26 protein-coding genes are annotated in these 24,221 nt (G+C 44.8%); 21 read left to right on the top strand and 5 right to left on the bottom strand.

All coding sequences use genetic code 11. The annotated features are described in order from the left end of the window. Nucleotides 1–28: 28 nt before the first annotated feature. Nucleotides 29–1,756 carry an ABC transporter ATP-binding protein gene (locus tag LACZS1_RS01390; RefSeq protein ID WP_070652308.1) on the top strand — a complete coding sequence of 576 codons (1,728 nt, stop codon included), beginning with the start codon at nucleotides 29–31 and terminating at the stop codon, nucleotides 1,754–1,756. Between the two features lie 76 nt (nucleotides 1,757–1,832). Here LACZS1_RS01390 and LACZS1_RS01395 read toward each other — a convergent pair whose 3' ends face one another. After that, nucleotides 1,833–2,039: an LBP_cg2779 family protein gene (locus tag LACZS1_RS01395; RefSeq protein ID WP_010489894.1), complete on the bottom strand. Its 207-nt coding sequence runs from the start codon at nucleotides 2,037–2,039 to the stop codon at nucleotides 1,833–1,835. Nucleotides 2,040–2,394: 355 nt separating this feature from the next. On the opposite strand from LACZS1_RS01395, the gene LACZS1_RS01400 reads away from it, so the two are divergent. From LACZS1_RS01400 to LACZS1_RS01415, 4 genes are all read left to right on the top strand, one after another. Continuing rightward, nucleotides 2,395–2,700 carry a hypothetical protein gene (locus LACZS1_RS01400; RefSeq protein WP_025013495.1) on the top strand — a complete coding sequence of 102 codons (306 nt, stop codon included), beginning with the start codon at nucleotides 2,395–2,397 and terminating at the stop codon, nucleotides 2,698–2,700. Between the two features lie 135 nt (nucleotides 2,701–2,835). Then, entirely contained in the window at nucleotides 2,836–3,303 is a 468-nt protein-coding gene (locus LACZS1_RS01405; RefSeq protein ID WP_070652309.1) for a flavodoxin domain-containing protein, read from the top strand. Between the two features lie 168 nt (nucleotides 3,304–3,471). Continuing rightward, nucleotides 3,472–3,714, top strand: a complete 243-nt coding sequence (locus tag LACZS1_RS01410; RefSeq protein WP_010489886.1) for a hypothetical protein — start codon at nucleotides 3,472–3,474, stop codon at nucleotides 3,712–3,714. Next, complete coding sequence (locus LACZS1_RS01415) at nucleotides 3,711–3,905, top strand: hypothetical protein (protein WP_010489885.1); 195 nt, start codon at nucleotides 3,711–3,713, stop codon at nucleotides 3,903–3,905. Before LACZS1_RS01410 ends, LACZS1_RS01415 begins: the two co-directional genes overlap by 4 nt. A 107-nt stretch (nucleotides 3,906–4,012) precedes the next feature. Here the strand turns inward: LACZS1_RS01415 and LACZS1_RS01420 are convergent, their stop codons facing one another. Then, entirely contained in the window at nucleotides 4,013–4,975 is a 963-nt protein-coding gene (locus tag LACZS1_RS01420; protein WP_070652310.1) for a 2-hydroxyacid dehydrogenase family protein, read from the bottom strand. 232 nt (nucleotides 4,976–5,207) lie between these two features. Between LACZS1_RS01420 and LACZS1_RS01425 the strand changes: the two genes are divergently transcribed. The 16 genes from LACZS1_RS01425 (at nucleotide 5,208) to LACZS1_RS01500 (ending at nucleotide 20,793) form a co-directional block, all read left to right on the top strand. Beyond that, on the top strand, nucleotides 5,208–5,609 hold the full coding sequence (locus LACZS1_RS01425; protein WP_010489882.1) for a pyridoxamine 5'-phosphate oxidase family protein: 402 nt from the start codon (nucleotides 5,208–5,210) through the stop codon (nucleotides 5,607–5,609). Between the two features lie 361 nt (nucleotides 5,610–5,970). Continuing rightward, complete coding sequence (locus LACZS1_RS01430; protein ID WP_025013491.1) at nucleotides 5,971–6,228, top strand: GlsB/YeaQ/YmgE family stress response membrane protein; 258 nt, start codon at nucleotides 5,971–5,973, stop codon at nucleotides 6,226–6,228. Nucleotides 6,229–6,241: 13 nt separating this feature from the next. Further along, nucleotides 6,242–6,781 carry an alkaline shock response membrane anchor protein AmaP gene (gene amaP / locus LACZS1_RS01435; protein ID WP_070652312.1) on the top strand — a complete coding sequence of 180 codons (540 nt, stop codon included), beginning with the start codon at nucleotides 6,242–6,244 and terminating at the stop codon, nucleotides 6,779–6,781. 98 nt (nucleotides 6,782–6,879) lie between these two features. After that, the gene (locus LACZS1_RS01440) at nucleotides 6,880–7,077 is read left to right on the top strand and encodes a hypothetical protein (protein WP_010489875.1); all 198 of its coding nucleotides are present in this window, start codon (nucleotides 6,880–6,882) and stop codon (nucleotides 7,075–7,077) included. Between the two features lie 8 nt (nucleotides 7,078–7,085). Further along, nucleotides 7,086–7,502, top strand: coding sequence for an Asp23/Gls24 family envelope stress response protein (locus tag LACZS1_RS01445; RefSeq protein ID WP_047106550.1), 417 nt, complete (start codon nucleotides 7,086–7,088; stop codon nucleotides 7,500–7,502). Between the two features lie 35 nt (nucleotides 7,503–7,537). Continuing rightward, nucleotides 7,538–7,963, top strand: a complete 426-nt coding sequence (locus LACZS1_RS01450) for an Asp23/Gls24 family envelope stress response protein (RefSeq protein ID WP_010489872.1) — start codon at nucleotides 7,538–7,540, stop codon at nucleotides 7,961–7,963. 351 nt (nucleotides 7,964–8,314) lie between these two features. Then, a complete protein-coding gene (locus LACZS1_RS01455; RefSeq protein WP_047106549.1) occupies nucleotides 8,315–9,001 on the top strand; it encodes a DUF969 domain-containing protein in 687 nt (228 codons plus the stop codon). Then, a complete protein-coding gene (locus LACZS1_RS01460; protein ID WP_070652313.1) occupies nucleotides 9,001–9,915 on the top strand; it encodes a DUF979 domain-containing protein in 915 nt (304 codons plus the stop codon). Before LACZS1_RS01455 ends, LACZS1_RS01460 begins: the two co-directional genes overlap by 1 nt. Before the next feature lie 13 nt (nucleotides 9,916–9,928). Beyond that, nucleotides 9,929–10,576 carry a pyroglutamyl-peptidase I gene (pcp, locus tag LACZS1_RS01465; RefSeq protein WP_025013227.1) on the top strand — a complete coding sequence of 216 codons (648 nt, stop codon included), beginning with the start codon at nucleotides 9,929–9,931 and terminating at the stop codon, nucleotides 10,574–10,576. A 357-nt stretch (nucleotides 10,577–10,933) separates the two neighbouring features. Continuing rightward, nucleotides 10,934–12,562 (top strand): putative polysaccharide biosynthesis protein, encoded by a 1,629-nt coding sequence (locus LACZS1_RS01470; protein ID WP_306402764.1) that lies wholly within the window; start codon nucleotides 10,934–10,936, stop codon nucleotides 12,560–12,562. Nucleotides 12,563–14,557: 1,995 nt separating this feature from the next. Then, the gene (locus LACZS1_RS01475) at nucleotides 14,558–15,988 is read left to right on the top strand and encodes a radical SAM protein (protein ID WP_070652318.1); all 1,431 of its coding nucleotides are present in this window, start codon (nucleotides 14,558–14,560) and stop codon (nucleotides 15,986–15,988) included. After that, entirely contained in the window at nucleotides 15,960–17,084 is a 1,125-nt protein-coding gene (locus LACZS1_RS01480) for a P-loop NTPase family protein (protein WP_070652320.1), read from the top strand. The genes LACZS1_RS01475 and LACZS1_RS01480 overlap by 29 nt, the downstream gene beginning before the upstream one ends. A gap of 81 nt (nucleotides 17,085–17,165) precedes the next feature. After that, a complete protein-coding gene (locus LACZS1_RS01485) occupies nucleotides 17,166–17,417 on the top strand; it encodes a hypothetical protein (protein ID WP_070652321.1) in 252 nt (83 codons plus the stop codon). Between the two features lie 298 nt (nucleotides 17,418–17,715). After that, nucleotides 17,716–19,332 carry an ATP-binding cassette domain-containing protein gene (locus tag LACZS1_RS01490; protein WP_070652322.1) on the top strand — a complete coding sequence of 539 codons (1,617 nt, stop codon included), beginning with the start codon at nucleotides 17,716–17,718 and terminating at the stop codon, nucleotides 19,330–19,332. Beyond that, complete coding sequence (locus tag LACZS1_RS01495) at nucleotides 19,329–19,940, top strand: S8/S53 family peptidase (RefSeq protein ID WP_070652324.1); 612 nt, start codon at nucleotides 19,329–19,331, stop codon at nucleotides 19,938–19,940. Before LACZS1_RS01490 ends, LACZS1_RS01495 begins: the two co-directional genes overlap by 4 nt. Before the next feature lie 232 nt (nucleotides 19,941–20,172). Next, entirely contained in the window at nucleotides 20,173–20,793 is a 621-nt protein-coding gene (locus LACZS1_RS01500; RefSeq protein WP_070652325.1) for an NADPH-dependent F420 reductase, read from the top strand. A gap of 122 nt (nucleotides 20,794–20,915) precedes the next feature. Here the strand turns inward: LACZS1_RS01500 and LACZS1_RS01505 are convergent, their stop codons facing one another. From LACZS1_RS01505 to LACZS1_RS01515, 3 genes are all read right to left on the bottom strand, one after another. Continuing rightward, nucleotides 20,916–21,590: a type 1 glutamine amidotransferase gene (locus tag LACZS1_RS01505; RefSeq protein WP_049170103.1), complete on the bottom strand. Its 675-nt coding sequence runs from the start codon at nucleotides 21,588–21,590 to the stop codon at nucleotides 20,916–20,918. 499 nt (nucleotides 21,591–22,089) lie between these two features. Then, on the bottom strand, nucleotides 22,090–22,470 hold the full coding sequence (locus LACZS1_RS01510; protein WP_047106543.1) for a hypothetical protein: 381 nt from the start codon (nucleotides 22,468–22,470) through the stop codon (nucleotides 22,090–22,092). A gap of 124 nt (nucleotides 22,471–22,594) precedes the next feature. Continuing rightward, nucleotides 22,595–24,016: a glycosyltransferase family 2 protein gene (locus LACZS1_RS01515; RefSeq protein ID WP_168165322.1), complete on the bottom strand. Its 1,422-nt coding sequence runs from the start codon at nucleotides 24,014–24,016 to the stop codon at nucleotides 22,595–22,597. Nucleotides 24,017–24,221: the final 205 nt, after the last annotated feature.

The raw sequence follows: 24,221 nt of genomic DNA on the forward strand, positions 1-24,221 counted from the left end.
TTAGAGAAACCAGTTGGAGGTGACAGTCATGGTGGAACCAGTCTTAGCAGTTCAAAACCTGAATGTTGATTTTGAAACAGATCAGGGGACCAAACAAATTTTACACGACATCAGTTTAGCCGTTCATCCACATGAAACGGTTTGCCTCGTTGGTGAATCCGGTTCTGGGAAGAGTGTCACATCGTTTTCGGTGATGGGGCTTCTGCCGCAAAACGGACGTGTTGCCGGTGGCTCGATTCGTTTTGAAAAGCAGGATCTGCTGAAACTAGGCGACAAGGCCATGCGGCGACTTCGCGGAGATCAACTGTCGATGATTTTTCAAGAACCAATGACGGCGTTAAATCCAGTGTTACGCATTGGCAAACAGCTGACGGATGTCATTAAAGCCCACCAAGCAGTAGATCGTAAAACTGCTTTTGATCAGGCGTTGGCATTGTTGAAGCAAGTTGAGATGCCTGAGCCTGCCAAAAAATTGCAAATGTTTCCGCATGAGTTAAGCGGGGGGCAACGACAACGGGTGATGATTGCCATGGCCATTGCTTGCAAGCCGCAGTTGCTGATTGCTGATGAGCCGACAACTGCCTTAGATGTCACGATTCAGGCACAAATTCTTGAGCTGATTAATAAATTAAAAGATCAAGAAGGGATGGGTGTTCTTTTTATTACGCATGACATGGGCGTGGTGGCACAAATCGCCGATTATGTGGTCGTCATGAAGCAAGGGCGAATTGTTGAGCGAGGCACTGCACAAACAATTTTTGAGCATCCGCAAAATGCCTATACTAAAAAATTGCTTGCCGCGGTTCCTGATGTTGACGCTCCCCACATCGCGCAACATTCACAGGTAACCGACAAACAGCCATTGTTGGCCGTTCAACATCTGACGAAAGTGTATCAGGATAAGAAACAGCTATTTCGCAAACGTGCTGCCGGACTAAAAGCGGTTAATGACGTCAGCTTTCATATTTATCCTGGTGAAACATTAGGATTAGTAGGCGAATCTGGCTCAGGAAAGTCGACGTTGGGCAGAACAATTTTAGGATTGGAGCAGAAGACTGCTGGCAAGATGGTTTATGCAGGCAAGGAGTTGCCACCATTTAATCATCGCCATGCTGCATTAATCGCTAAGATGCAAATGATTTTTCAGGATCCGTTTGGCTCACTGGATCCACGTCAAAAAATTGGGGATGCGATTGAAGAAGTGATGGCTATCCATCACCAAATGAATGCGCAAGCACGGCACGAGCGGATGTTGCAACTTTTACAAGCGGTTGACCTTGATGAGGCCAGTGCGAATCGCTATCCGTCTGAATTTTCCGGTGGTCAGCGGCAACGGATCGGCATTGCCCGGGCATTGGCGCTTGATCCGAGTTTGGTTATCTGTGACGAAGCGGTATCAGCATTGGATGTTTCAATTCAGGCGCAGGTGCTAGACTTACTAAAGCAGTTACAGGACAAGCTAAAGCTGACTTATCTTTTCATTACGCACGACTTGGGCGTTGTTCGGGAAATTAGTGATCGCATTTTGGTCATGTACTTAGGCACCATTGTCGAAACTGGAACGACTGAGCAGATTTTTACGAACCCAGTGCATCCATACACAAAACGTTTATTAGCAGCAATCCCCCGGCCAAATCCGGAATCAGCGGTTGCAGCCCGTCAACGAAATGAGCGGATCTTGGCAGAACACATTCCGCGGCCCACAAGCACAGAACTGCATGAGGTTGAACCGCAGCACATGGTCGTTGATTTTTGAATAGCATGCCTGCGGTCTAAAAAAGCCCCGTCATCAAATGCTGAATTTGATGACGGGACTTTTGTATAACGGCAACTTACTTACCGTTCGGTTTGTGTTCCATGTAATCCTTCAGCGTGGCGACGACGGAAGAATCCGGCATCTCACGCATAGATTTGATGTTGTGAATATGTTCCACTGATACATGGCTGTTAAGCGCCATCTCCGTGTCCGTTAGATGATTTTTGCGCTGGAAGTCGATGATTTCCCGTGAAAATGCACTGATTTGATCTTTTTCAGCCAAAACGATTCCTCCTCGTGAGCCTTTACTAACAGTATAACGATTTTTGTCAAGGTGCGCACGTATGACATTCAATCGTAACTTTGTCGTGATTCATTAGCGAAAATGTCAGGTTACAAAGACGGAGTGCAGGATGATATTCGAAAAATAATCAGGGGGTAAACTTAAAAATAATCAGGGGGTAAACTTAAAGATTGCAAGAGCGAACAAATGTTTGTATAATGAAGATGTACTAAAAGAGAGTGTCAGAACCGCCAACATCCCGATGGTAAAACAGTTGATTTGGCGGCGTTTGGACAAGGTTGCCAGTCGCTCGATGTTGTAAGTATTGCCTTGATTTGAAAGGTAAGGTGAGCTTATGGAACACTATGCTTACTTGCAAGACTTAGCCGCTAGTCAAAGTGACCGTGATTTGCGGGTGCGGATTTGGGACAATAAGAATATCATTATTCGGCGAAACCAAAGCCAGCATCAAGGCTTGGCAACCCAAGTCTGGGATGCCTGGTTGCGTCAAGAATTGCGGCGCTTTAACGGATTTGAGCCGATTATCGAAGTGGATGATTTTTCGGGTCATCAAGAAATCAAGTTTTTTAAAGAAAACGAACTTGCGGATGCTGTTCATTTCATCCTTCAAGGTGAAGGAACCGTTGAAACAGCTAGTTGAGGGAGTTGCCGAGTCGCAGTGTGAGCGATACTGCGACTTTTTGAGTGCGTACAGCCAAGCATCGCATTTCACCAGTCATGTAAGCTTTTACAACCCCGCAGTTATCAGTATACTGGACTTAATGAGGTGAGGACGATGAAGGCGATCATTTTATACGCATCAATCACGGGCAATGCCAAAGGAATGGCACGGGTTGAGCAGCAGTTTTTTGAACATTACGGCTGGGATGTTACGCTTGGCGAAATGATTCAGACGGACCCGAGTAAGATTAAGGACTATGATGTGTTGGTTTTGGCAACGTATACTTGGACCGGCGGCGTGATTCCGGAAGAAACGCAGGACTTCTATGAGGATTTGAGCAAGCTGGACTTTTCTGAGAAGCCGCTGGTTTTTGGCGTGCTTGGCACCGGCGATCCTTATTACGGCAAGGATTACAACACAGCTCCGGAGTTGTTTGAAGCGGTTTTGAGAGCGAGCGGAGCGATTCAGGGCGCGGAGCCGGTTAAAATTGCGCTGAACGTTAAGCAGGAGGAAATGCCTCAATTTGCGGCGTTTACGCAGAGCCTGATTAAGCGAGCGGAGGCGCTTCAAAGTGAGAAGTGACCTGAATTAGCGTGGTATACTGAAGTCATAAGGAGTTTGCTGGCGCAGAAGTCTGCGTGTAAGGACCTTAGGCGCAATGGCCAAGATCGGGCCATCACGCCTAAGGCCACTTACACTCCGACTTCTAACCGCGCCAGTTCACGCTCACCAGAAAGTGAGGGGATCTTGATGAGTGAGGAAATTGTTTTCTTCAATCCCGGCGATGCAGTTGCCAATGATTATGACTTTGCCGCTGCCCGGCGCAGTGCGCAAATTTACAAGGCCCAACACGTCGTTGACGAGGGATTGGTTGTTGCAAAAGATAAAGATGGCAAGTACTCGGTTTTCTATGAAGCCGCTGGTACACCTGATTCAAAGGCGAAAGGCGACTATAAGAATGTCGGCAAGTACACGATCCTGGCTCACCTATGACTAAGAACACTTGGTATCGTGTTGCATTAGTGGCAATTGCCATTGTTCTCATCGCGGTTATCTATGGCTTCATGCAGCAGCATCAAATTGCGAATCCTTTTTTAGTCGGCGGCCTTGGTTTAACTTTGGGCGTTGTTCTTGCGCTACTTTTAGCCAGCTTTTGGCAGCCACATGATTCGCAGAAACACTAGCTTATTGACACCATGATTTTTGTACAAAACAAAACGCCAAACGACCTGAAGCCGACATCGCGGCAAAGAAGGTTGGTTGGCGTTTTTAATTGGGTTATAACAGCTGCTTAGCCATTTACAACGTATTGCGGCTGTTTACCGTTTAAAACAGCCAGCGTATTGTCGGTGACGATTTTGGCCATGGCATCACGCGCCTCAACGGTTGCATTGCCGATATGCGGCGTTAGCACAACGTTGTCCAGCGCCTTGAGTCCTGAGCTGACGTGCGGTTCAGCCTCGTACACATCTAGGGCAGCGCCGGCCAGACGATGATCGGTTAGCTGTTTGAGTAGGGCGGATTCATCAATTAAGGGACCGCGGGCTGCGTTAATGAGGTAGGCAGTCGGCTTCATCGTTGTCATGGCTTGAGCGTCGAGCAAATGATGCGTGGCTGGCACCAACGGCAAATGAAGGGTGACAATATCGCTTTGTTGCAGTAAAGTCGCCTGATCCGTAAACGTCGCTCCCAGTGCCCGTTCGGCTTCAGGTGTCAGTTGATGATGCTGAGTATAGAGAATTTTGGCATCAAATGCATGCACGCGCTTGGCAACGGCTTGCCCGATCTGTCCCATGCCGATGATGCCGACGGTTTTGCCGGCAAGCTCGTGGCCTAAGAAGAACGTAGGCGCCCAGCCGGAAAAACCCGGACCGCGCATTAACCGATCGCCTTCAGTGACCCGATGTAAAACTGCCAGCATCAGAGCTAGTGTCACCTCGGCTGTTGACGTGGTTGAAACTTTTGGCGTGTTCGTCACGAGCACCCCCTGCGCTTTGGCGGCGGTGACGTCGATGTTATTGAAGCCGGCCCCGTAATTTGCGATAAGTTTCAAATGCGGCGCCTTGGCCAGTGTTGCTGCCGTGACTGGCGTTGAAAGTGCTGTAATGAGAACTTCGGTGTTAGCTAAATGACTTTGGAGCTCATCTTCAGTAATGAGTCCTTTACCGTTGTAAGCGTCAAAATCCACTCCGGCTTTTTGCAGCGCTGCGTTGGCGGATTTAGGCAAAGCGGCTGAAACATAAACCTGTGGCATCAATACCTGCCTCCCTTAGGTCAAACTGAACCTATGACAAAATTAATTTCTCACTTAACCTTAGTGTAATACAGGTTCCGCCAAATGAATAAAATCGCGACCATCTTTTCCAATCACCGCTGATGGCTTAGAACTGCTTAAAGGCCAAAAAAAAGCAGAAACTGACGTGCACGATCAATTTGTGTTACACTGACATTGGTAACAAAAAGTAAACAAAGGGGATTGATCGTTGATGGCAACTTTGACGCAAGACATGAAAGACATGATCGGTGCACAGCTTAACTACTTGGCAACCGCCGATGAGAACGGAAATCCGCAGGTCGGCCCAAAAGGCACCATGCGAGTTTTGGATGATCATCACTTGATTTACAACGAAGAAACCGGTAAACAAGCGTGGCACAATCTGCAGTACTCCAAAAAGGCTGCCGTTGCCTCAGTTGATTACAAGGCTTTGAAGGGCTTTCGGTTTGAAGGCACCGTTGAATTTCATAATGATGACAAGATCTTTGAAGATGCGCAGGCGTTTGCCAAAGAACGTCACTTGCCAGCAGCCATCAGTGCTGTTGTTATCAATGTTGATCGGATTTACAAGTTGGATGCCGGTCCGAATGCCGGCGATTTGATCGAAGGCTAATCGCGAACCGAATCCGCAAACGGATTTGGATGAGCTAGTGGCGCTTTGATTAATCCGTTAATCTTTTTAATTAACGGATTCATAAGCCCGTCGTTGTGTGAAACGCATAACGGCGGGCTTTTTTGCGTCTTCAATTAAATACTAATTGTTATTATTAGCATATTTATTGCGAATGATAAGTTCGGTTCGTTAAGCTTAAGATAGTCAGAAAGTTGTTAGTCATAACGCGTTTGCCAGCGCAGGAGTCTGCGTGTAAGGACCTTGGTCGCAATGGCCTAGGGCCCGGGTCATCACGCCCAAGGCCGCTTACACTCCGACTCCTAACCGCGCCGGCTCACGCTCACAAGAAAGGATGATTACCATGATGCATTTAATCTGGACACTGATTATCGGTGCTGTGATCGGTTGCATTGGGCAGCTCATCGTTGGTCGAGACATGCCGCTTGGTTGGCTCGGAAATATTATCGGCGGGTTGATCGGTGCATGGCTCGGTACGGCTTTACTCGGTAACTGGGGGCCGTCACTGGCTGGCATGGCGTTGATTCCGGCAATTATCGGCGCAGTCATTGTTGTTTTCCTTGTTTCCTTGCTGTTGGGATCGACCCGGCGCAAGGCGTAGGGGGCAGCAAAAGATGAAACCGATAACGAAAGGATTGTTCGGCCTCGTTGCCATTTGCGGATTGTTACAGAGTATAGGTTTTGGGTTATTACTTTGGCCCAGTCGCGAATTTACCCGGTTCTATCTGCAGCAAGCTGTGTGGTTACGGCCGCTTATGATCGGTTTAACGGGATTGGTGCTGCTGGTCTTTCTGATTATGCTGCTGGTGGCCATTTTCCGGCGGTCAACGGCTAATGCTTTGATTTTGGCAGGGGATGATGGCGATCTGACACTTGATAAAAGTGCCATTGAAAACACGGTGGCAAAAGCGATCGTGGCCCGTCATTTTGCCAAATCAGTGGACGTGGACGTCAGCATTCGGAAGAAGCAAGTGGCCCGCATGCGGATCGCAGCCTTTTCCGGAAACGGTAAGGAGCTGAAACAAGAGGCCAAGCAAATCGAAGAAACGGCGCGCCAAAAGTTACAAGAATGTCTTGGCGTTCCCGTCAAGCATGTGCGGGTGCAGCTGCTTCCGGCAACGAAAGTGAAGGCCAAAACTGCTCGGGTCATTTGATGTCGCGGATGGATGAAAGCTGATTGCCAGTCAAACCGGGTGTGTACCAAAGCACCGTTGGCATCAGCGTTCATCAGCAACGAAAGGGTGATAACAGCATGCAGCAAGGAACAATCGGAGCTGTGATTGGCGTCATTCTTGCCTTTGCCTGGATGCGCTTCGGGTTTATGGGCATGATGCTTGTCGTGATTTTTGGCGGATTAGGCTGGCTCATTGAGCGCTATCTCGTCCCTAACTGGGGCAACCTCATGAGCTGGCTAACGTCTGGCAAAGATGCATTTAGTAAAGGAAAGTAGGTGAGTCGATGGATGCAGTAGCATCACCAAAAACCGCACCGGCACCAAAAGCGAATCAGCACGAGACGCTGATGGCCAATAGTCGGGTGACTTTTGAAGATAAGGTCATCGAGAAAATTGCCGCCATTTGTGCCCAGAATGTCGATGGCATTCTGGGGATGGACGGCTCCATGATGGACAACCTGACGGAGACTTTTTCCAGCGGTGAGAACCTGACTAAGGGGATCTCGGCGGAAGTTGGTGAAAAGCAGGTTGCGATCGATATGGATGTTTTCCTGGAATTCGATAGCAATGCCCAGGCCATTTTCAAGCAACTGTGCGACAAGATCAGCGCGCAAATCGAGCGCATGACCGGTCTGCAGCTAGTTGAATTGAATATGCACGTTAAAGATGTGTTGACGAAACGCGAATGGCAAAAACGCTAAGTTACTAAACGACCTCAAAAAAGGAGCGATTAATAATGGATAACAAGAAACAAAGCGGTATTAATAAGGAATTGAAATTCGACGACGCGGTGATTGCTAAAATCGTGGGCATCACCTGCAATGAAGTCGAAGGTGTTTACTCGCTTGAAGGCGGCATGATGGCGAACATCACCGACATGTTCAGCAAAGATGAAGATCCGACCAAAGGGGTTAACGTTGATTTGAGTGATGATCAGGATGTTTCCGTTTCACTTGACGCAACGGTTCGCTATGGTGAAAACGTACCGGAAATTTTCAACAAAGTCACCATGGCGATTGCCAAAAACGTCCGCCAAATGACCGGCTTGAACGTGACCGAGGTTAAAATGACGGTCAAGGATATGCTGACAAGGGAAGAAATTGCCCGCAATGAGGCAAAGGATAAAGACAAGAACAACGAAAAAGAGATGCAACCGGCCTAAGAGCGTGAACTGGCGCGGTTAGAAGTCGGAGTGTAAGTGGCCTCAGGCGTGATGGCCCGACCTTGGCCATTGCGCCTGAGGTCCTTACACGCAGACTTCTGCGCCAGTGATCGCGTTTCAGAGCGTGAACTGGCCCAGTAAACACGGTTCAACGCAAAAGGGATAACCCCAAGCTAACGGGGCTATCCCTTTTTAGCTACTTTCATTGGAGTCACCCACAACAGTGCAGCAGTCAAAAGATTGCCCGTCATAAAATAGTCTCCGTTATAAATAGTTGCACGCTTTAATTAATTGACCTTCCTGCCAAGAACCTTTAAAATTTTCACCATTATCGATAAGGGGGAACAGCACTTGGAATATTTGAAATTACTCGGCATTGTTATCATCGTTGTCGGCTTTGCTTTGAAGTGGGATACAACGGCGGTCGTGGTGCTGGCGGCCATTGTCACGGCTGTCTTCTCCGGCATGAGTATCCCGGACTTATTGACGACACTGGGCCAGAGTTTCGTTGATAATCGCATGGTGTCGCTTTTCTTCTTGACGCTGCCGATGATCGGCCTGGTTGAAAGCCATGGCTTAAAAGAGGTAGCAGTGACCGGCATTCAGAAACTAAAGAAGCTCACGCCCAGTCGTATTTTGAATCTTTACTTAGTGATCCGTGAATTAGGCGGTGTTTTTGGGATTTCATTGTCCGGCCAGGTGCAATTTGTTCGGCCGCTGATCACGCCAATGGTCACCGCGGCCGCTGAATCCAAACGCAAACTGACGGATAAGGAAATTGATCTCATTAAAGCGCGGTCGGCTGCGACAGATAATTTCGGTAACTTTTTTGCCCAGAATCTGTTTGTAGCAACGGCTGGCGTTTTATTGATCGCCAGTACGATGAAAGGCCTCAAGCATCCGGTTGAGCCGATGCAGGTCGTGTTGGCATCCATTCCGGTTGCGATCATCACATTAGTCGTTGTGGCTATTTATAATCGCTGGTTTGATCGCCAGTTTGAGACGGACCCGCAGGATGATAAAGGAGGCAAGCACTGATGGTGAATACGTTGCTTCTAGTGCTTTATGCCTTGATTGGAGTCGTGATGGCACTGGCCGGAATTGAGTCTTTTCGCGCAAAAGATAATCCAGCGCGTATCGGCACCGGCCTGTTTTGGCTCATTTTGGCGGTTATTTTCGCCTTTGGCACGTTATTGCCGGCGATGGTTGTGGGTGTTTTAGTTGTGGTCATCGGCGTACTTGCGCTGTTCAAGCAGATTCAAATCGGGAAGATCAAGCCGGTTGACGGTGCACATGCGGCCCAGGCAGCTAAGCGGCTCGGTGGTTGGGTCTTTGTCCCGAGTGTCGTGCTGGCAGTTGTTTCGATCGCGGTTGCCCAGTTCACCAAGCTTGGCGGTCAGGTCGGCATCGGGATTGGCGCAGCAGTTTCCCTGGTGGTCGCGATCATCATGACCAAAGCTTCCGGAAAAATGGTTTATAATGATACGCAGCGGATGGTTCGCTCAGTTGGTGCTGCCGGCATTTTACCGCAATTATTGGCCACTTTAGGCGCAGTTTTCACCGCGGCCGGGGTCGGCTCGTTGACGGCTAAGTTAATTGCCGGTCTATTTCCGGCTGGCAGTCATCTGGGTGGGGTCATCTTATACTGTGTGGCGATGGCGCTGTTCACGATTATTATGGGTAACGCGTTTGCGGCCTTTGCGGTGATTACGGCCGCGATCGGGATTCCCTTTGTCATTGCCCAAGGTGCCAACCCGGCGATTGTTGCGGCGATTGGCATGACGTCGGGGTATTGTGGAACCTTGCTGACCCCGATGGCAGCCAACTTTAACAGTCTGCCGGTCGCGTTGCTGGAAATGGACGATCCATTGGGCGTCATCAAGCAACAGGCACCGATTGCCGTGTTGTTATTGGTGATTCAAATCGGTTTGATGTACTTCTTGGCATTTTAGAAAGGATATTAATATGAAGATTCTTGTAACGGGTTTTGACCCTTTTGGCGATGATAAAATTAATCCGGCGATTGAGGCGGTTAAACGCTTGCCGGACGAAATCAGCGGCGCAACGATTGTGAAGCTGGAAATTCCGACTAAGTTTAACGTGTCTGCGGACGTGGTGCATGATGCGATTGTCAAAGAAAAGCCGGATTATGTGCTTAGCATTGGCCAAGCTGGCGGTCGCTTTGAATTGACGCCGGAGCGGGTGGCCATTAACCTGGATGACGGCCGGATTAAAGACAACGCTGGTTATCAGCCGTTAAACCATACGATTCACGAAGATGGGCAAACTGCTTATTTTACCCAGTTACCGATTAAAGCGATGGCAAAGGCCATTCGTGAAGCCGGCGTTCCTGCTTCAGTGTCCAACACCGCGGGCACTTATGTTTGCAACCACATTTTTTATCAGGTTCAATACATGCGCGACAAAGAGTTCCCGACCATCAAAGCCGGCTTCATGCACATTCCGTTTTTACCAGAGCAAGTCGTTGCCCGGCCAGAAACGCCGGCGTTGTCGCTTGATGACGATGTGAAGGGCATTACGGCCGCGATCCAAGCCATTGTTGAACGCGATGGTAAGGGTGATTTGGAAACGGTTGAGGGTAAGACTCACTGAGGGCGAGGCGTCTTCAACGCCGGTGAGCGGGTTATCAAAGATGCGAGATAGGTGCTCATGCGAAAGTGTCAGACTTTTTCTTTCTGCTCTCTACCCTGTAGCATGGGCATCTTAACAATTATTACTGTTACCAGGTCAGCTAAAATACCGATGCCAATGTATAATGATGGTAAGTAGTATGCGCTGGGGAATATACTATAAGAATAGCCAAAAAGACGAGATTGAGGACGGTGGACGCAACGGCTAAAGAAATTGCTCGACCTAAACCTTTTTCGTTTTTTTATAATGGTTTTCACCAGGATATTGGCAATGTGTTTATATTGATTGGTTAGGTGACGGTAAAACTTTTGGGGGAAGATGATGCGGTTAACACCTTCGGATGACAGTAAAGTCTTGGTGACTGGATCGGCGTGGATGACAGTTGGGAGTATTGTTTCAAGGATTATGGGGGCTGTTTATGTCATACCTTGGGGAATATGGTTGGGATCTAGTTTTTTCCTAGCTAATTCGCTGTTTGCAAAAGGGTACAACATTTACAGTCTCTTTATCATTGTTTCGACTGCAGGAATACCTAGCGCATTGTCCAAACAAATTGCGCACTATGATGCCATTGGAGAATCCGATACATCGCATCAGCTTTTGAAAGATTCTTTGCTTGTAATGAGTTTGTTGGGCTTGTTTTCATCGATTATCATGTGGCTCGCAGCACCTGTGTTTGCATGGCAAAATAATCAAGTTGATTTGAGGATGGTCTCGGTTATACATGTATTATGTTGGCCGTTAGCCATTATTCCTCCAATCAGTATTTTTAGGGGTTATTTTCAAGGCCGCTCTCAGATGGGACCAAGCGCAATATCGCAACTGATTGAGCAAATAGCTAGAATTGGCTATTTACTGATGGCAACATACATCATTATGAATATCCAACATGGAGGATATGTACGAGCGGTTTCGCAATCAACGTTTGCGGCTTTCATAGGTGCAATGTGTGCTTTGATTTATCTTGTCTTTAAATTTAAAAAGCAAGATGATTTTTCTTTGCACGAAGCTTCTATAGAAAAGTCTAAATATCAGAGGAAAGAAGCACTTCTTGAACTATTACGACAGTCTCTGCCGTTTGTCGTTTTAGACTCTGCCGTTGTCCTTTATCAATTTATAGATCAATATACTTTCCCTGTTATCATGCACCAGTTTCATTCGACCACGAATGCAGAAATTAATTTTTTGTACGGGCTTTTTGGCTTCAACTCAAACAAACTTACTATGATAGTGATATCTTTATCAACAGCAATGGCGACCACTGCTATTCCACTACTGTCAAGAACCTTTGCTCAAAGAAATTATGCTGAGTTGTCAACTAAAATCCAGTCTACGTTAAAGTTATTCTTCTTCGTCATGTTACCAGGAGCAGTTGGAATGCTCAGTCTTGCGGCACCTCTAAATATGGCTTTTTATCGCTCCTCAGCAGCTCTAGGTGTAGATGTTTTAAAGATGAATTCGATTATTGCCGTGGTGATTGGGCTTTTTATTTTGTTGGTTTCTATAATGCAGGCAGTGCATCATAGCAAACAGGCGATACTTTATTTTTTGATTGGATTGATTTTTAAGGTGTTAGTTCAAGTAGCTAGTGTTGGGATATTTCAGGTCTATGGGCCACTGATTGCAACTGGTATTGGATTTGCTGTGAGTTCAGCTTTAATGACTAGAAGGTTAAAAATTGATTTCCAAATAAAACTTCATAATTTAGTCAAATTTGCAATTGGAGTCTCACTGCTTGTAACGATAATGGCCATTGTAGTCTGGTTATCAATCTATTTCTGTTATCAATTATTGGGAGTGTCTGGGAGAAGCTCACTTTTTATACTATTTGTGGGTGCCCTCACAGGATCGCTTATCTATGGATTATTGACCCTCAAAACTAGAGCGGCGGATGCTGCATTTGGGTTTTCTTTAGATGAACTACGAAGGCGCTTGCGGGTTAAGTAGTAGTAGTTGACTAATAACATAGTGACCATTTTCAAGTCATTCGTTATTTTGAGTACGGCTTTATCTTTAACCCAGCTTCATCGTTTCGGACATACAAGGACGACAGATTACCTTTTGAGCCTGCTAGGCGGACCTTTTAGTTGCCATAGTTATAACCAAATCTGCTGCATACGGGTCAACAAATCAAAAAAATAGTAAGTAGAAGCTAAATTCAGGTTCACTTTTGTGACATGGTGAATGACGCGTCCCGCGATGTGACACAAGCAGAAACGTAACGTATCGACTGTGACATGTGTATCTCTCAGGCATCAGAGGCGTTTTGAAGAACTGAAGCAGCTTATAAGCATCCCATCGATTATCTCCAGCAGTATTGTAAATAAGAATTGAACTATCCGTTTGATCAAAACCGAAACTGTGCTTGAGTTCCTTGATGTCATTTTGGACGTTACCGCTGCCTTGATGTGCTGGGAATAAACTCTCAATCATGCCGGGCACAAAAGAAGCGTGCCTCCATGAGCTTAATTCACCAAACAGTATATACCGAATACGTGACCATTTGATAAGGGTCCTGCCAAGATGCCTGATACCTAAGCTTGTGATAGATGAATTTATTCTCTTCATCGTCAATTGAACTAAGACGACGCAAACTGTCATCACGGGTTTTAAGGTCGTTGCTGGCTCTTGAACGCACGATGAGAACACTTCGACTCACATAGACTCCATAAAAAGCGGGTACTGCAAAGCCTGAATCGTGGGGTAAGTGCTTCAAGATGGTCACCCTTTCCTTGGATAAACTGGTCGGCATAAGTATTTGTATTTCCCGGTCGCGCCCAAGTATCCAGTAACAGACTGCGGGTATCTTCAAAGACAACTTGTGGGTGATACTTTTAATCATATGGTGGGCGTTAAACACGGTTATTACTTGGTTACTAAAGGCATACAAGTAAGTTGAATCAATGTCTAAAATGAACTGGCGATGTTCATAATATCGAAAAGCTAAAGCCGTTGTCTGCCAAAGTAGTTGCTTAAGCTCGTCAAGATTGTCTGGGATGAGCATGGCAAATAATCATAACAGCGATGACTGCGAGACGAGACTTGTTCACCTAAGATCGCGGCCATTGTCGGATCGATCTAAAGATCAACGTTGTAAACGTCATGGTGATAGTTGGTACTGCTAAGCAAGATCTTTTGAAAACAAATATCGGCATAAATCGTAGTGTGGAATTTGCGCTGATTCTCAAAATGTAACGCTTGACAAAGCAGTTGACCAAAGTGAACCGATGACAAAGTTCGATCATCATGGCTAAGCCATCATCACCACGGGCCATATTCAGAAAAGTCAGTTGTGATGGAGTTGATGTAAATGAGCTTATCACTGAAACAGTAGCAATTACGATCCACATAAGTGCTTAAATAAATGTTAGCTTGGCAAAAAAGGTGTGATTGTTGCAGTATCTCCATCACTTGCGTGACCATTCCTTTTTTGCTGTTAAGTTTTTACGGGCTGGGTCTTTGGTTACAATTTGTACGAACGTTTTGTTTTACCGGAACTGAAGTTGTCTACGACTGTTGGCTTGGGCAGATAACGTCTCTTAATTGGAGCCTTTCATGAACAGCCAAACTTTATTATTCATGCGGGAATAGTTGGACTGAAACATAGAACCTCATGTTGGTATAGCAGCTGCTAAATCCACGTAAAGGTTTAGGTGCTCTGCAAGTGATAAAATGAGCAACAAAAAAATTTTATTTATAATTTAGGCGCTGCTATCGTTATATTAAATACAATGAAAAGAAATATTTCAAATGAAGGGTCCGCCATAACCGAACGGGAAGGAATTAAAAGAACGATTGAGGCGCGCACTATAAATATAAAATACAAGGAATTTTATTGTTCAGTGGTGATCAAGCAGCTTGACTCTCTTTTTTTGGCCAGGTACAATGACTCCATAATCAACGAGAAATCAAAAAGTAATTTTTGAATTGTGGAGGCGAATTATGGACACACCATTCATCAAAACGCTTCGAAGTCCTAATGGCCACTACTGCTATGATGTAAATACAAACAGTATTGTCCGTATTTCGAAACATTTATACTCAGCGTTGAATGAGTCTTGGACGGTTGATGAACTCATCAGCGATTCAAGGACTCAGTCTGAGGCTAAATTACTTATATCACAAGGCCTTCTAAGTTCTCATCGTGTATCAAATATAAGACACCCTTACACGGATGATCTTAAATATTACTTAAACAACAAAATTGATCAAATGACGCTGCAGTTGACTCAGAACTGTAATCTGCGGTGTTCATACTGTCCGTATACTCAGATGAACAAGCAGCAACGTGGATTTAGCAGTAATACGATGACCAAAGAGATTGGCGAGATGGCAATCGATTTTCTGCGCGAGCATTCATCTGACAACGAGAAAGTGACAATCGGTTTTTACGGCGGTGAACCGTTAATAAACTTTAAGCTAATCCAACATTTGACCCAATATGCGAAGTCGGCATTGCTTGGTAAAAAAGTTTCTTATACGATTACAACTAATGGGACGTTGCTTACGCCTCGAATTTTGAAGTTTCTACACGAAAATGACTGTTCATTACTTCTCAGCATAGACGGCCCGGAAAACATACAAAACAAAAACAGATTTTTTGCAAATGGCAAAGGTTCATTCGCGCGAGTTTACGAAAATCTCCGTAAACTCAGAATGTCATTTGGATCTGAACTTAGTCATATGATTTCAATTAACATGGTTATGGATCCATCGAATGACTTTGACCAAATTAACCATCTTTTTGCTGATCCTCTCTTTAAGGATATTCCAATACAAGCAGTATTGCTAGATGATGAATTTAGTGATCATAAGAACAAGGTTAGTCGGGATTTTTTAGATAAATATATTTATCAAGAAGCGTTAGCTTCATTAAGCTTTTTAGATGTTGTCGAAGATCTTCAAGTGAGTCCAATCTTTTTGACATTTTTGGGAAAGCTTAAAGGAACAGAACAGCAAATGCGTGGAAAACGAAGTAAGCTGCCGGATGTAGGAGCGCCTGCTGGTCCGTGTATTCCTGGACAACGTCGGTTATTTGTCGATTATAGGGGCAATCTTTTCCCGTGTGAGAGAGTTAGCGAAACCTCAGCGTGTATGCGTATCGGGAACTTGTCATCGGGATTTAATTATGTAGCTGCTGAAAGGCTATTGAACGTGGCAACGCTAATTGCTGACAGGTGCAAAGATTGTTTTGCTTTCAATAGCTGTATCTCATGTTGTAAGGTCGCCGACGATAACGGATCCTTGTCTGCGGAAAAACTGTTAAAAGGTTGCGCTATGTCAAAAGAAATTGTCTTACAAGATTTAGAGGAAAGTGTCCTAATCAAGGAGGCGTATTCAGTTTATGGAAAGTCCAAAAGATACGGCAATTGAAAGCATAGCTTTTTTTCCAGTAACGCCTGAAAACGTTGCTGTGATCAACGCTTATCGTTACGCTCATCCCCAGAAAAAGATTTTTGCCGTGGCCCTAAAGACGACAATTAACATTTTGAAAAATACAGATCTTGGAGAAATGATTAAAGAGTCTCACACTGGCATTGCACTTACAAATGATTTAGAAGGCGTTTTAAAAAGGGTTGATTCCCTTTGCTTATTACAAAGTGGCTTAACGTCATATTTGCTTGGCTATATAAAAGATATTGTAACGAAGGCGGATTCTAATTTTAAAATTTTCAGTTTACTTTCTGAGAATTTTAAAGAAAGCGACTCTAATTTAGTGGAAATTAGAAATGTAGCAGAGCTTGGTTCTCATGAAGATTATTCAAAAGACAATGTTGAGTTTTATCACACGAATGCAATCGTAATGGCTGTAGCGTCAATTTGTGAAGAATTCGATAATAGTCGCTCTGTGGTCTATTATGCTGAAAATTTTAAAAAAATGGGAATTAAAGTAGCAGTACTAACAACTGACTCGAACTGTTCTATTCTGGGATATTCTTTAATTCCGGATGAATGTTTTAACCCAGGTAAGTCAGATACGGAACGCGTTTACACTTTCAACAGGCTCCTAGCACAGTTGGAAAAGAAGTTAGCACCTGACCTAATTATCATAGATTTTCCTCACTCGTTACTAAAGTATTCGGAACTTGTCCCATCTGATTTCGGTATAAGTTCATATATCATCTCACAAGCGATAGACGAATTTGATCTTGCAGCTATCACAATGACTCCTGAGTTCTTGGATGGTCAAGTACTTCCACAATTATTGAAGAGAATTGAATTCAGGTTTGGATTTGATGTCGATCAGATCTGCTGCGTAAACCAAGTTCTTGAACCGATGAAAGTAGAAGAACTAAGAATCCTTCAGACTCGATCTACTTCAAGCAAATCATTAGAGGAAATTCTCAAAGATTTTAGGGTTGCTCAATCAGTGGACAATATAACGACTTTTGATCCTTTCAATATTAAAAATGATTCAAGTGCGAAAGATCTTCTAGAAAGATTAAAGAAGAACTCAGTGTTCGCTTAGCCTTATTATGTAAGGGACATAGAACATACTCATATTGTTTCTTAAAGAAACCTTATAAATAAAATCAAGGTGGTAAAAGCAATGGCAGCATCGATAAAAAATGACTTGATGGAGATAATTCATGGGATTTGTCCTGACGTCACGTTTGAAGACGTAAATGCTAATAGTTTAAGCAGTCCTAAGGTATTAGGGACATCATCGAACTTTGTTTACCTTATATTAGAGATTAGTCAACGCTGGAATATAAAATTTGATGCTGAAGACTTTACGGATTACAAACTCAATTCCTTTAAAAATGTTGTTAACTTGATCGAAGCAAAAACAAAGGGGTGAGATTTCTATGTATTTAAATCGATGTTCCAAAGACCCATAATAAAGGAGGAATTACAATGTCACTTAATCGTAAGCATTCAGGGCGGCTCGATTCATTGGTCGCATACGGGTGCAAGTGCAAGTGCATCTGCTCATGCTGGTTATCGTTCCTGAAGAGCGGTGGCCACACAGGTAGTTATGCAAGTGCAAGCGAACGTGCTGCACGATCTTAACTAACTTTGCCGGGAAAGTCAGCTAATATAGCTGACTTTCTTTGATTCGAAACGGCCCAGAGAAAAATAAGGATGATTCTGAAAATATGAAGATTCTGCTTCGTGATTTTTTTAAATACAAGGTGCGCATTGTAATGCTCGTTGTAATTGGGGTACTCATAGCGCTTACCGCAGTCTGTACTTTTTTGGTCCCAATTAGCATTCAATCATTGACCAATGATATTGCGTCTGGTAAGTCATTTAGAAGAGAGGGAATACAAATTGGCATTGTGTGTGGACTGTCACTTTTAATTCCCCTTTTCGACTTTCTTATTGAAATTATTCGCACAAAAATCAGTAGTAGTTTTCAGATAGTGATTATAGAACAGTATTTTAAAAATTTGATTTCACAAGATGCCTATTTTTTTGAGAAAAACCAGTCAAGTGAATTAGCAGAGCAGCTCAAGTATGACAGTAAAAAAATAGCCTCGATCTTTTCGCGAGAAAACTGCAATTTATTAACAGATGTTTTCGTTTTGATTTCTTCACTTCTTGGAATTATGCGGATTAATTGGTGGTATGTACTTTTGTTGCCAGTTATTCTTTTGGCGAGAAGCATTAGCATTGAGCCATTTTCAAAAAGGATTAAGTCAGAAACAGAGAGTTATATCGATCAAACAAAAAGTGCTTTTGGGAAAATTGAAAGTGTACTTGGTGCAGCTATAACTGTGAAACTCTCGCAATACGATGTATTCAAAAAAGCCATATACGATTTACAGGCAGATGTCGTTGAGCGTGAGCGAAAATTAGAGATGCTTGATGCGGGGAATGCTCTCACGGGACAATTAATGTCATTCTGTTCAGTAGTGTCCTTCATCTTAATTTCAGTAGCAACAGATGACAATTTCAGTTTAGGAACCCTTGTTGCTACGCTGACATACATTGGCTTTTTATTTGATGCAATTTCAAACTTGGCCAATTACAGAGTTATTCTGTCTGGTATAAGACCCTCGCTGGACAGACTTAACTACTTGTCTCCAAGTAGTTCAAATGACAACATTTATGAGAATTCAAGTAAAATCACTTCTATAAGTTTACGAAATATTAGTATCCATTCTCCAAATTTCAACCAGACATTCAGCGGGAATCTAGTACTCAGAACAGGAAGTCTCCTTTTTTTAGTTGGCCCGAATGGAAGTGGAAAGACAACGATTTTAAAAAGTTTAACTTCGCTGTTCCCTTCTTCAGCGGATCGCATCATAATAAATGGCCAAGAGTTAAATAACTTAGATGATTATAGGTGCTATCTGAAACACATAGCTTTTTCACTTCAGACGGCAGATTATATAGAAGATAGTCTGGAGGCAAATATTAGTTTATTTGTAAATGATACAAGTCAACAGATAACTCTAGAGAAACTTTCATGCAAAAATCGATCAATTTTGGAAAAGTGGTTTTCTGATTTGCAAGAACTGAGCTGCATTTCTATAAAAAACTGGTCAGGAGGTCAGAGACAAAAGCTATCCTTATTAAGGACCATTCTATCTGACAGAGACGTTTTGCTTTTTGATGAGCCAACCTCATATTTGGATTGGCAAACAGCAGAAGAGTTTGTATCTCTAGTGAAGGAGCTGGAGTCTTTTCATATAGTCGTGATTGTCACACACGACCCAAATTTGTTAAATATATCACATAGGGAATATGTAGTTGAGGGAGACAAATGAACCCAGTTCTTTTAATTGATACTAAGTGCTCGGTATTTGAAAAAAAGCTAATTTCATCCCATCACAAAATATCAATTTATCAAATTCGAGATCAATTCCGAACTTGTCGGAGTATAGAGAGTTTGGCGCATGCGGATATTTTGATTTTTTTACTGCGGAAACAACTTGCATCGCGTGCCCAAATATTTCTAGCCCCCGTCCTGGATGAAGATCTTCGGGGGGATGTCAATAGTTTGTGTAACATTCTCGATTGGGCAACAACTAATGGAACTTGGCTGATCAATTTGAGTATTGGACTAGACAGTTCTGAATTCAATATTAATTTATATCGTAGTAGCCTGAATGTTTGCAAGTCAGGCTCAATAATAGTTGCGGCTTGTCCTAATAGGCCTAATGCATATCCACAACCAAGTAGTTACTCTTTTGTACATGCGGTCAAGTTTTCAAAACTGAAGTTTTTTCCTACCGTTTTCATGAGAGAGGATCGGTTCTCTAATTTTACTGTATACGGTAATTTAAAAATAAATGATTCTTTAAGAGTGCCAAGAACAAACAGTTTTGCTTGTGCTTATGTTTCTGGCAAATTGCATCATTCTCTATTTGGATAGTGACTAATTCAATTAATTTAAAGCGTAGTGACCGATGAAAGTGAGAAGGTGCCCGATCAGTTTAAAAATATCTGTCCATCCGTAAGGGGCGCTTTTTCGGTCATATTTCGTTAACAAACAGGACAAATGAAAACCAGAATAACCACCTCCTTTCCGTTTCCTCCCTATAGGCGATATAATAATAGTAGAAGTCAGTTTTCACTCAATGAACCTATACAAGGAGGGCGATTGCGTGAGTATCGGGATTATTGGATCAGGTAATGTAGGCCGCGCGCTTGGCCAGCTTTTCAGTCATGTTGGTGAAAAGGTGATTTTGTCCCATCGCCATGGCGTGGCTTCGTTGGCGCCGGTTATTGCTGAGATGCGGTCGACGGTCGAGGCAGGCACGGTCGCTGAGGCGGCTGATCAAGATATTGTCGTGCTGGCAGTGCCGTTCAACGCCTTAGACGAGTTGCCGACAAAAGTAAAAGCAGATGCGGTCGTGATTGATGCGACTAATTATTTTCCCAGCCGTGATGGCGAGCGCCCGGCATTGACCGAGCATCATACCACTTCATCGGAGCTGGTGGCGCAGCACTTCGGTACCAAGAAAGTGGTGAAGGCGTTTAATACCATTGCCATGACGAAAATCCGCAGTCTGGCTAAGCCGAATCAGTCAAGCGATCGGATTGCGATTCCGATTGCCGGGGATGATGCCGCTGCCAAGCAAACCGTGACGAATTTGATTGAAAAAATCGGCTTTGATGCCGTGGATCTTGGTGGCTTGGCAGATAGTTATCCGGCACAGGCAGATGGTCCGTTGTTCCTGTTTACGGGCGATGCCGATCAGGTGCGGGCGCAGGCAAACAAATAACGGAAAGCTGCTATTCATGCACGCGTCATTTCAGGCTCGGGCGTGAGGCAGCTTTCCGTTTTATTGATACGTCTAAAATTTAAAAGCGATCAAGGCCGAATCACTCAGCGTCAGTCGCAGTGTTAGTGCGCAGGCTGTCCGATGCGGTCTTTGTGATTTTGCACGATCATTTTAGCGATAGCTTTGGCGATGTTCTGGTTTTTGAGAATGGGACCATGGGAATAACTGCCGATGGTATTCTTGTAGCGCATGCCTTCGACACCGTCTTCAGGATTGTTGCCATACCCTTCAATCATCTTTCCAAGAGGCTTAAGCTTTTTCTTGTCGTCAAAATAGGTTCGGCCGCTATGGTTTTCAAACGCCTTAACGGTTCCGAATTCAGTTTGGTACTTGGTGTCACCAATCATGCGACTGTCTGGTTTGAACACCGTATGCAGTGGCAAAATGCCCAGCCCCTTGATGACGGTACCTTCGCTGGTTTTATAGTAATCGCCCAGCAACTGGTAGCCACCACAGATCGCCAGCATGGGTTTACCGTTTTCGATATACCGGCCTAACGTTTGGGCGTATCGAAGCAGATCCTTAGCCACCACGGTTTGTTCATAATCCTGACCGCCGCCGAAGAAGATGAAATCATAGTCGTCGGCATTGAAGTCGTCGCCGAGGCTGATGTTATCGACCTGCACTTGGTAGCCTTGTTGATTCAACAAATAGCGCAAGATTTTAACATCGCCGCTGTCGCCATAGGTATTCATGAGATCTTCGTACAAGTAAGCGATTTTGATTGTATCCGCCATGAATCAAGTGCCTCCGTTTGGTTTGATTGGCAACAGCTTATCACAAAATTGGGACAAAAGAGAAGAGCGTGAGCTGGCGCGGTTAGAAGTCGGAGTATAAGTGGCCTTGGGCGTGATGGCCCGGGCTTAGGCCATTGCGACCAAGGTCCTTATACGCAGACTTCTGCGCCAGCGAACGCGTTTTCAACAAGAGCGTGAACCAGCCCGGGTAGAAACCGGAGTGTAAGGAGGCCTTGGGCGTGATGGCCGGGCTTTGGCCATTGCGCCCAAGACCCTTACACGCAGGTTTCTGGGCCAGTGAACGCGTTTCGCACCAGAAAGCTGCAAGGTCATGCTTTAGCTATTCCGCGCAAAGCCCTTATTGAGCAAGTTTCTGGTCCGTTGAACGCATGCGACTGGCAAGCAGCATCAAAAACAATGCGGTTAAAGATCGGTCATTGTAAATCTTGATCGGTTCTTTAATCGCATTGACGTTTAAGCCGTGACGTTAGCCAAAATGCTAACGCTTGTGAGCCTTAATCCAAGGCTGGGCCTTTTCTTCGATCGCCTTATAAATCGCATCCATATCCGGATAATCACTAATCTCAAATACGAATTCATCAGGCTGATCATGAAAAGTCGGTTTATTGTTTAAAATGATATTCAACTGATCGAACTGATTGTCACCGGTATCTTTGCGGATTTGATACGTGAAAAACGCCGCTTCATAGTTCTGAACGTTGTCGGGTTCTTCATATAAGACTTCCATGAACTGATGCTCGGTTCGATAGTTATCTTTTTTTAATTTGTCCCACAAAGCCTGATATTGCTGGTGCAAGTCAGCCAACTGTGCATCGGTCAGTTGTTCGTTTTCCTTGATTTCTTTGCCGTCTAATTCCATTTTTTTCGCCTCTGAGTTTAGTTACCACTTCATTATCGAACTGTCGTCAGAGATTGTCAAAATGATTCTGGATTTTATCATCTCGTCTTACTGGTTGGCATAAGCACGCCTTAAACAAGCCATATCAAAGGTGATGCGTGACGGTCAGGACATGCTGGGTATGCGCCCAGGCTTTTTGATTAGGAAAAGTCAACAAGCCGCCGATCTGAACAATTAAATAAGTGAGCGAGAACCAGAAAAAGGCGAGGACGGCTTTTGGCGTGATCAGCCATTTGGAACCTTCCCAATTAGCGTCATACAAGAACCCGGCAATCATGGGGATGAAGCCTTCAAGTAAAATCAGCCAGTTGATCAGTGTTATCGGTACGAAATAACTGCGGTCGACATCGATGAGCCAGATTGGATGCAGACCAAGACTTGGCATCAAAAGACTGATGACCCACGCGATTCCAAAGAAAGACGCGAGCAGATATTGAAAGTTCTGGCGCATGGAAAAGAGATAGCTAAGTTGATCCAAGTCGCGTAAATCGCCGGTTTTCAAAAAGTGATGCAATAGCGGCACCAAGTTATGAAAGGCAGTATACCAATGTCCGCGGCTCCACCGGAAACGTTGGGTCATGCTGGCGCGCAAATGATCCGGCTTTTCATCATAAATGCGGGCAAAATGATTCCAGCCCACGGTGCCGCCGCTTTCCACAATGCGGATTTCCATTTCAAGATCTTCGGTTAAACTGTGTGATTGAAACCCGTGGTTAGCTTCCAGCCATTGGCGTTCAACGACAAAGCCGGTTCCGCCGATGCTGTTGTCCAAACCCAGCCGATATTTACTGAGCTGAAAGAAGCGATTCATGGTCCAATAACTCATGGCGTAACCCAACGTCAGCAGCGTATTGTCATTTTTGCTATCAAGATAGGCCTGAATGGCGGTAAAGTGCTTTGCCTGATATTGGCTGTCCAATTCCCGTAAAAGGTTAGGGTCGGTGAAGTTGTCGGCATCCAGCACCATTACCAAGTCGTATTGTTGCAGGATGCCCGAGTCGGTCAGTTCATCCAATGCATATTGGAGGCCAGCCGGTTTACCGACGCCGACCCGCTGATAGCGCTGGTGCGACGTGTCGATCACCTGAACGCCCTGAGCCGCCGCAAGCGCCGTTGTTTGGTCAGTGGATTGATCGCTGACGACCACAATGTGATACGCCGCTTGCGGATAGTCGAGTTGCTGAAGGTGCTCCAAAGTGGCCGTGATGACGGCGGCTTCATTGTGTGCCGGGATGAGAATCAGAAACCGGCTCTTGGGTGCGACCAACGGGTAATCCCGCCGTGCCTTGCCCCAGCCAAACAGCATCATGAAAACATAATACATGGTCAGCAAAAGAACCCAAGTGCTGCTACTAATCACAATCAAGAAAATCACGAAGCCGAAGTGATGAATAAATGGTAAAAAAGAATGACTAATACTGAACAGAATGAGGATAGGGCCACCAATGACAATCAATAGGAACAAAACGAGGGCCCACGAATCCAATTTAGAAAAATGCTTAAACATACTGACTACCCCCTTCGCACGTGATCGGTACGCTGTTTCTATACTGATCATGCGCGGTTTCGTATCCGTTCGCGCACTTAGAAAATCTCACGCAGCATTGTCGTATTCCGGCAAACTTAACGCGAAAAATTTTCTCCCCCTTGTGGCGACGAACTTATCGAAAAAGTGAAACGACTGAGCCGAAAAGATTGACTGATGACGCAAA

This window comes from Lacticaseibacillus zeae subsp. silagei (assembly GCF_030770335.1).
Lineage (GTDB): Bacteria > Bacillota > Bacilli > Lactobacillales > Lactobacillaceae > Lacticaseibacillus > Lacticaseibacillus zeae.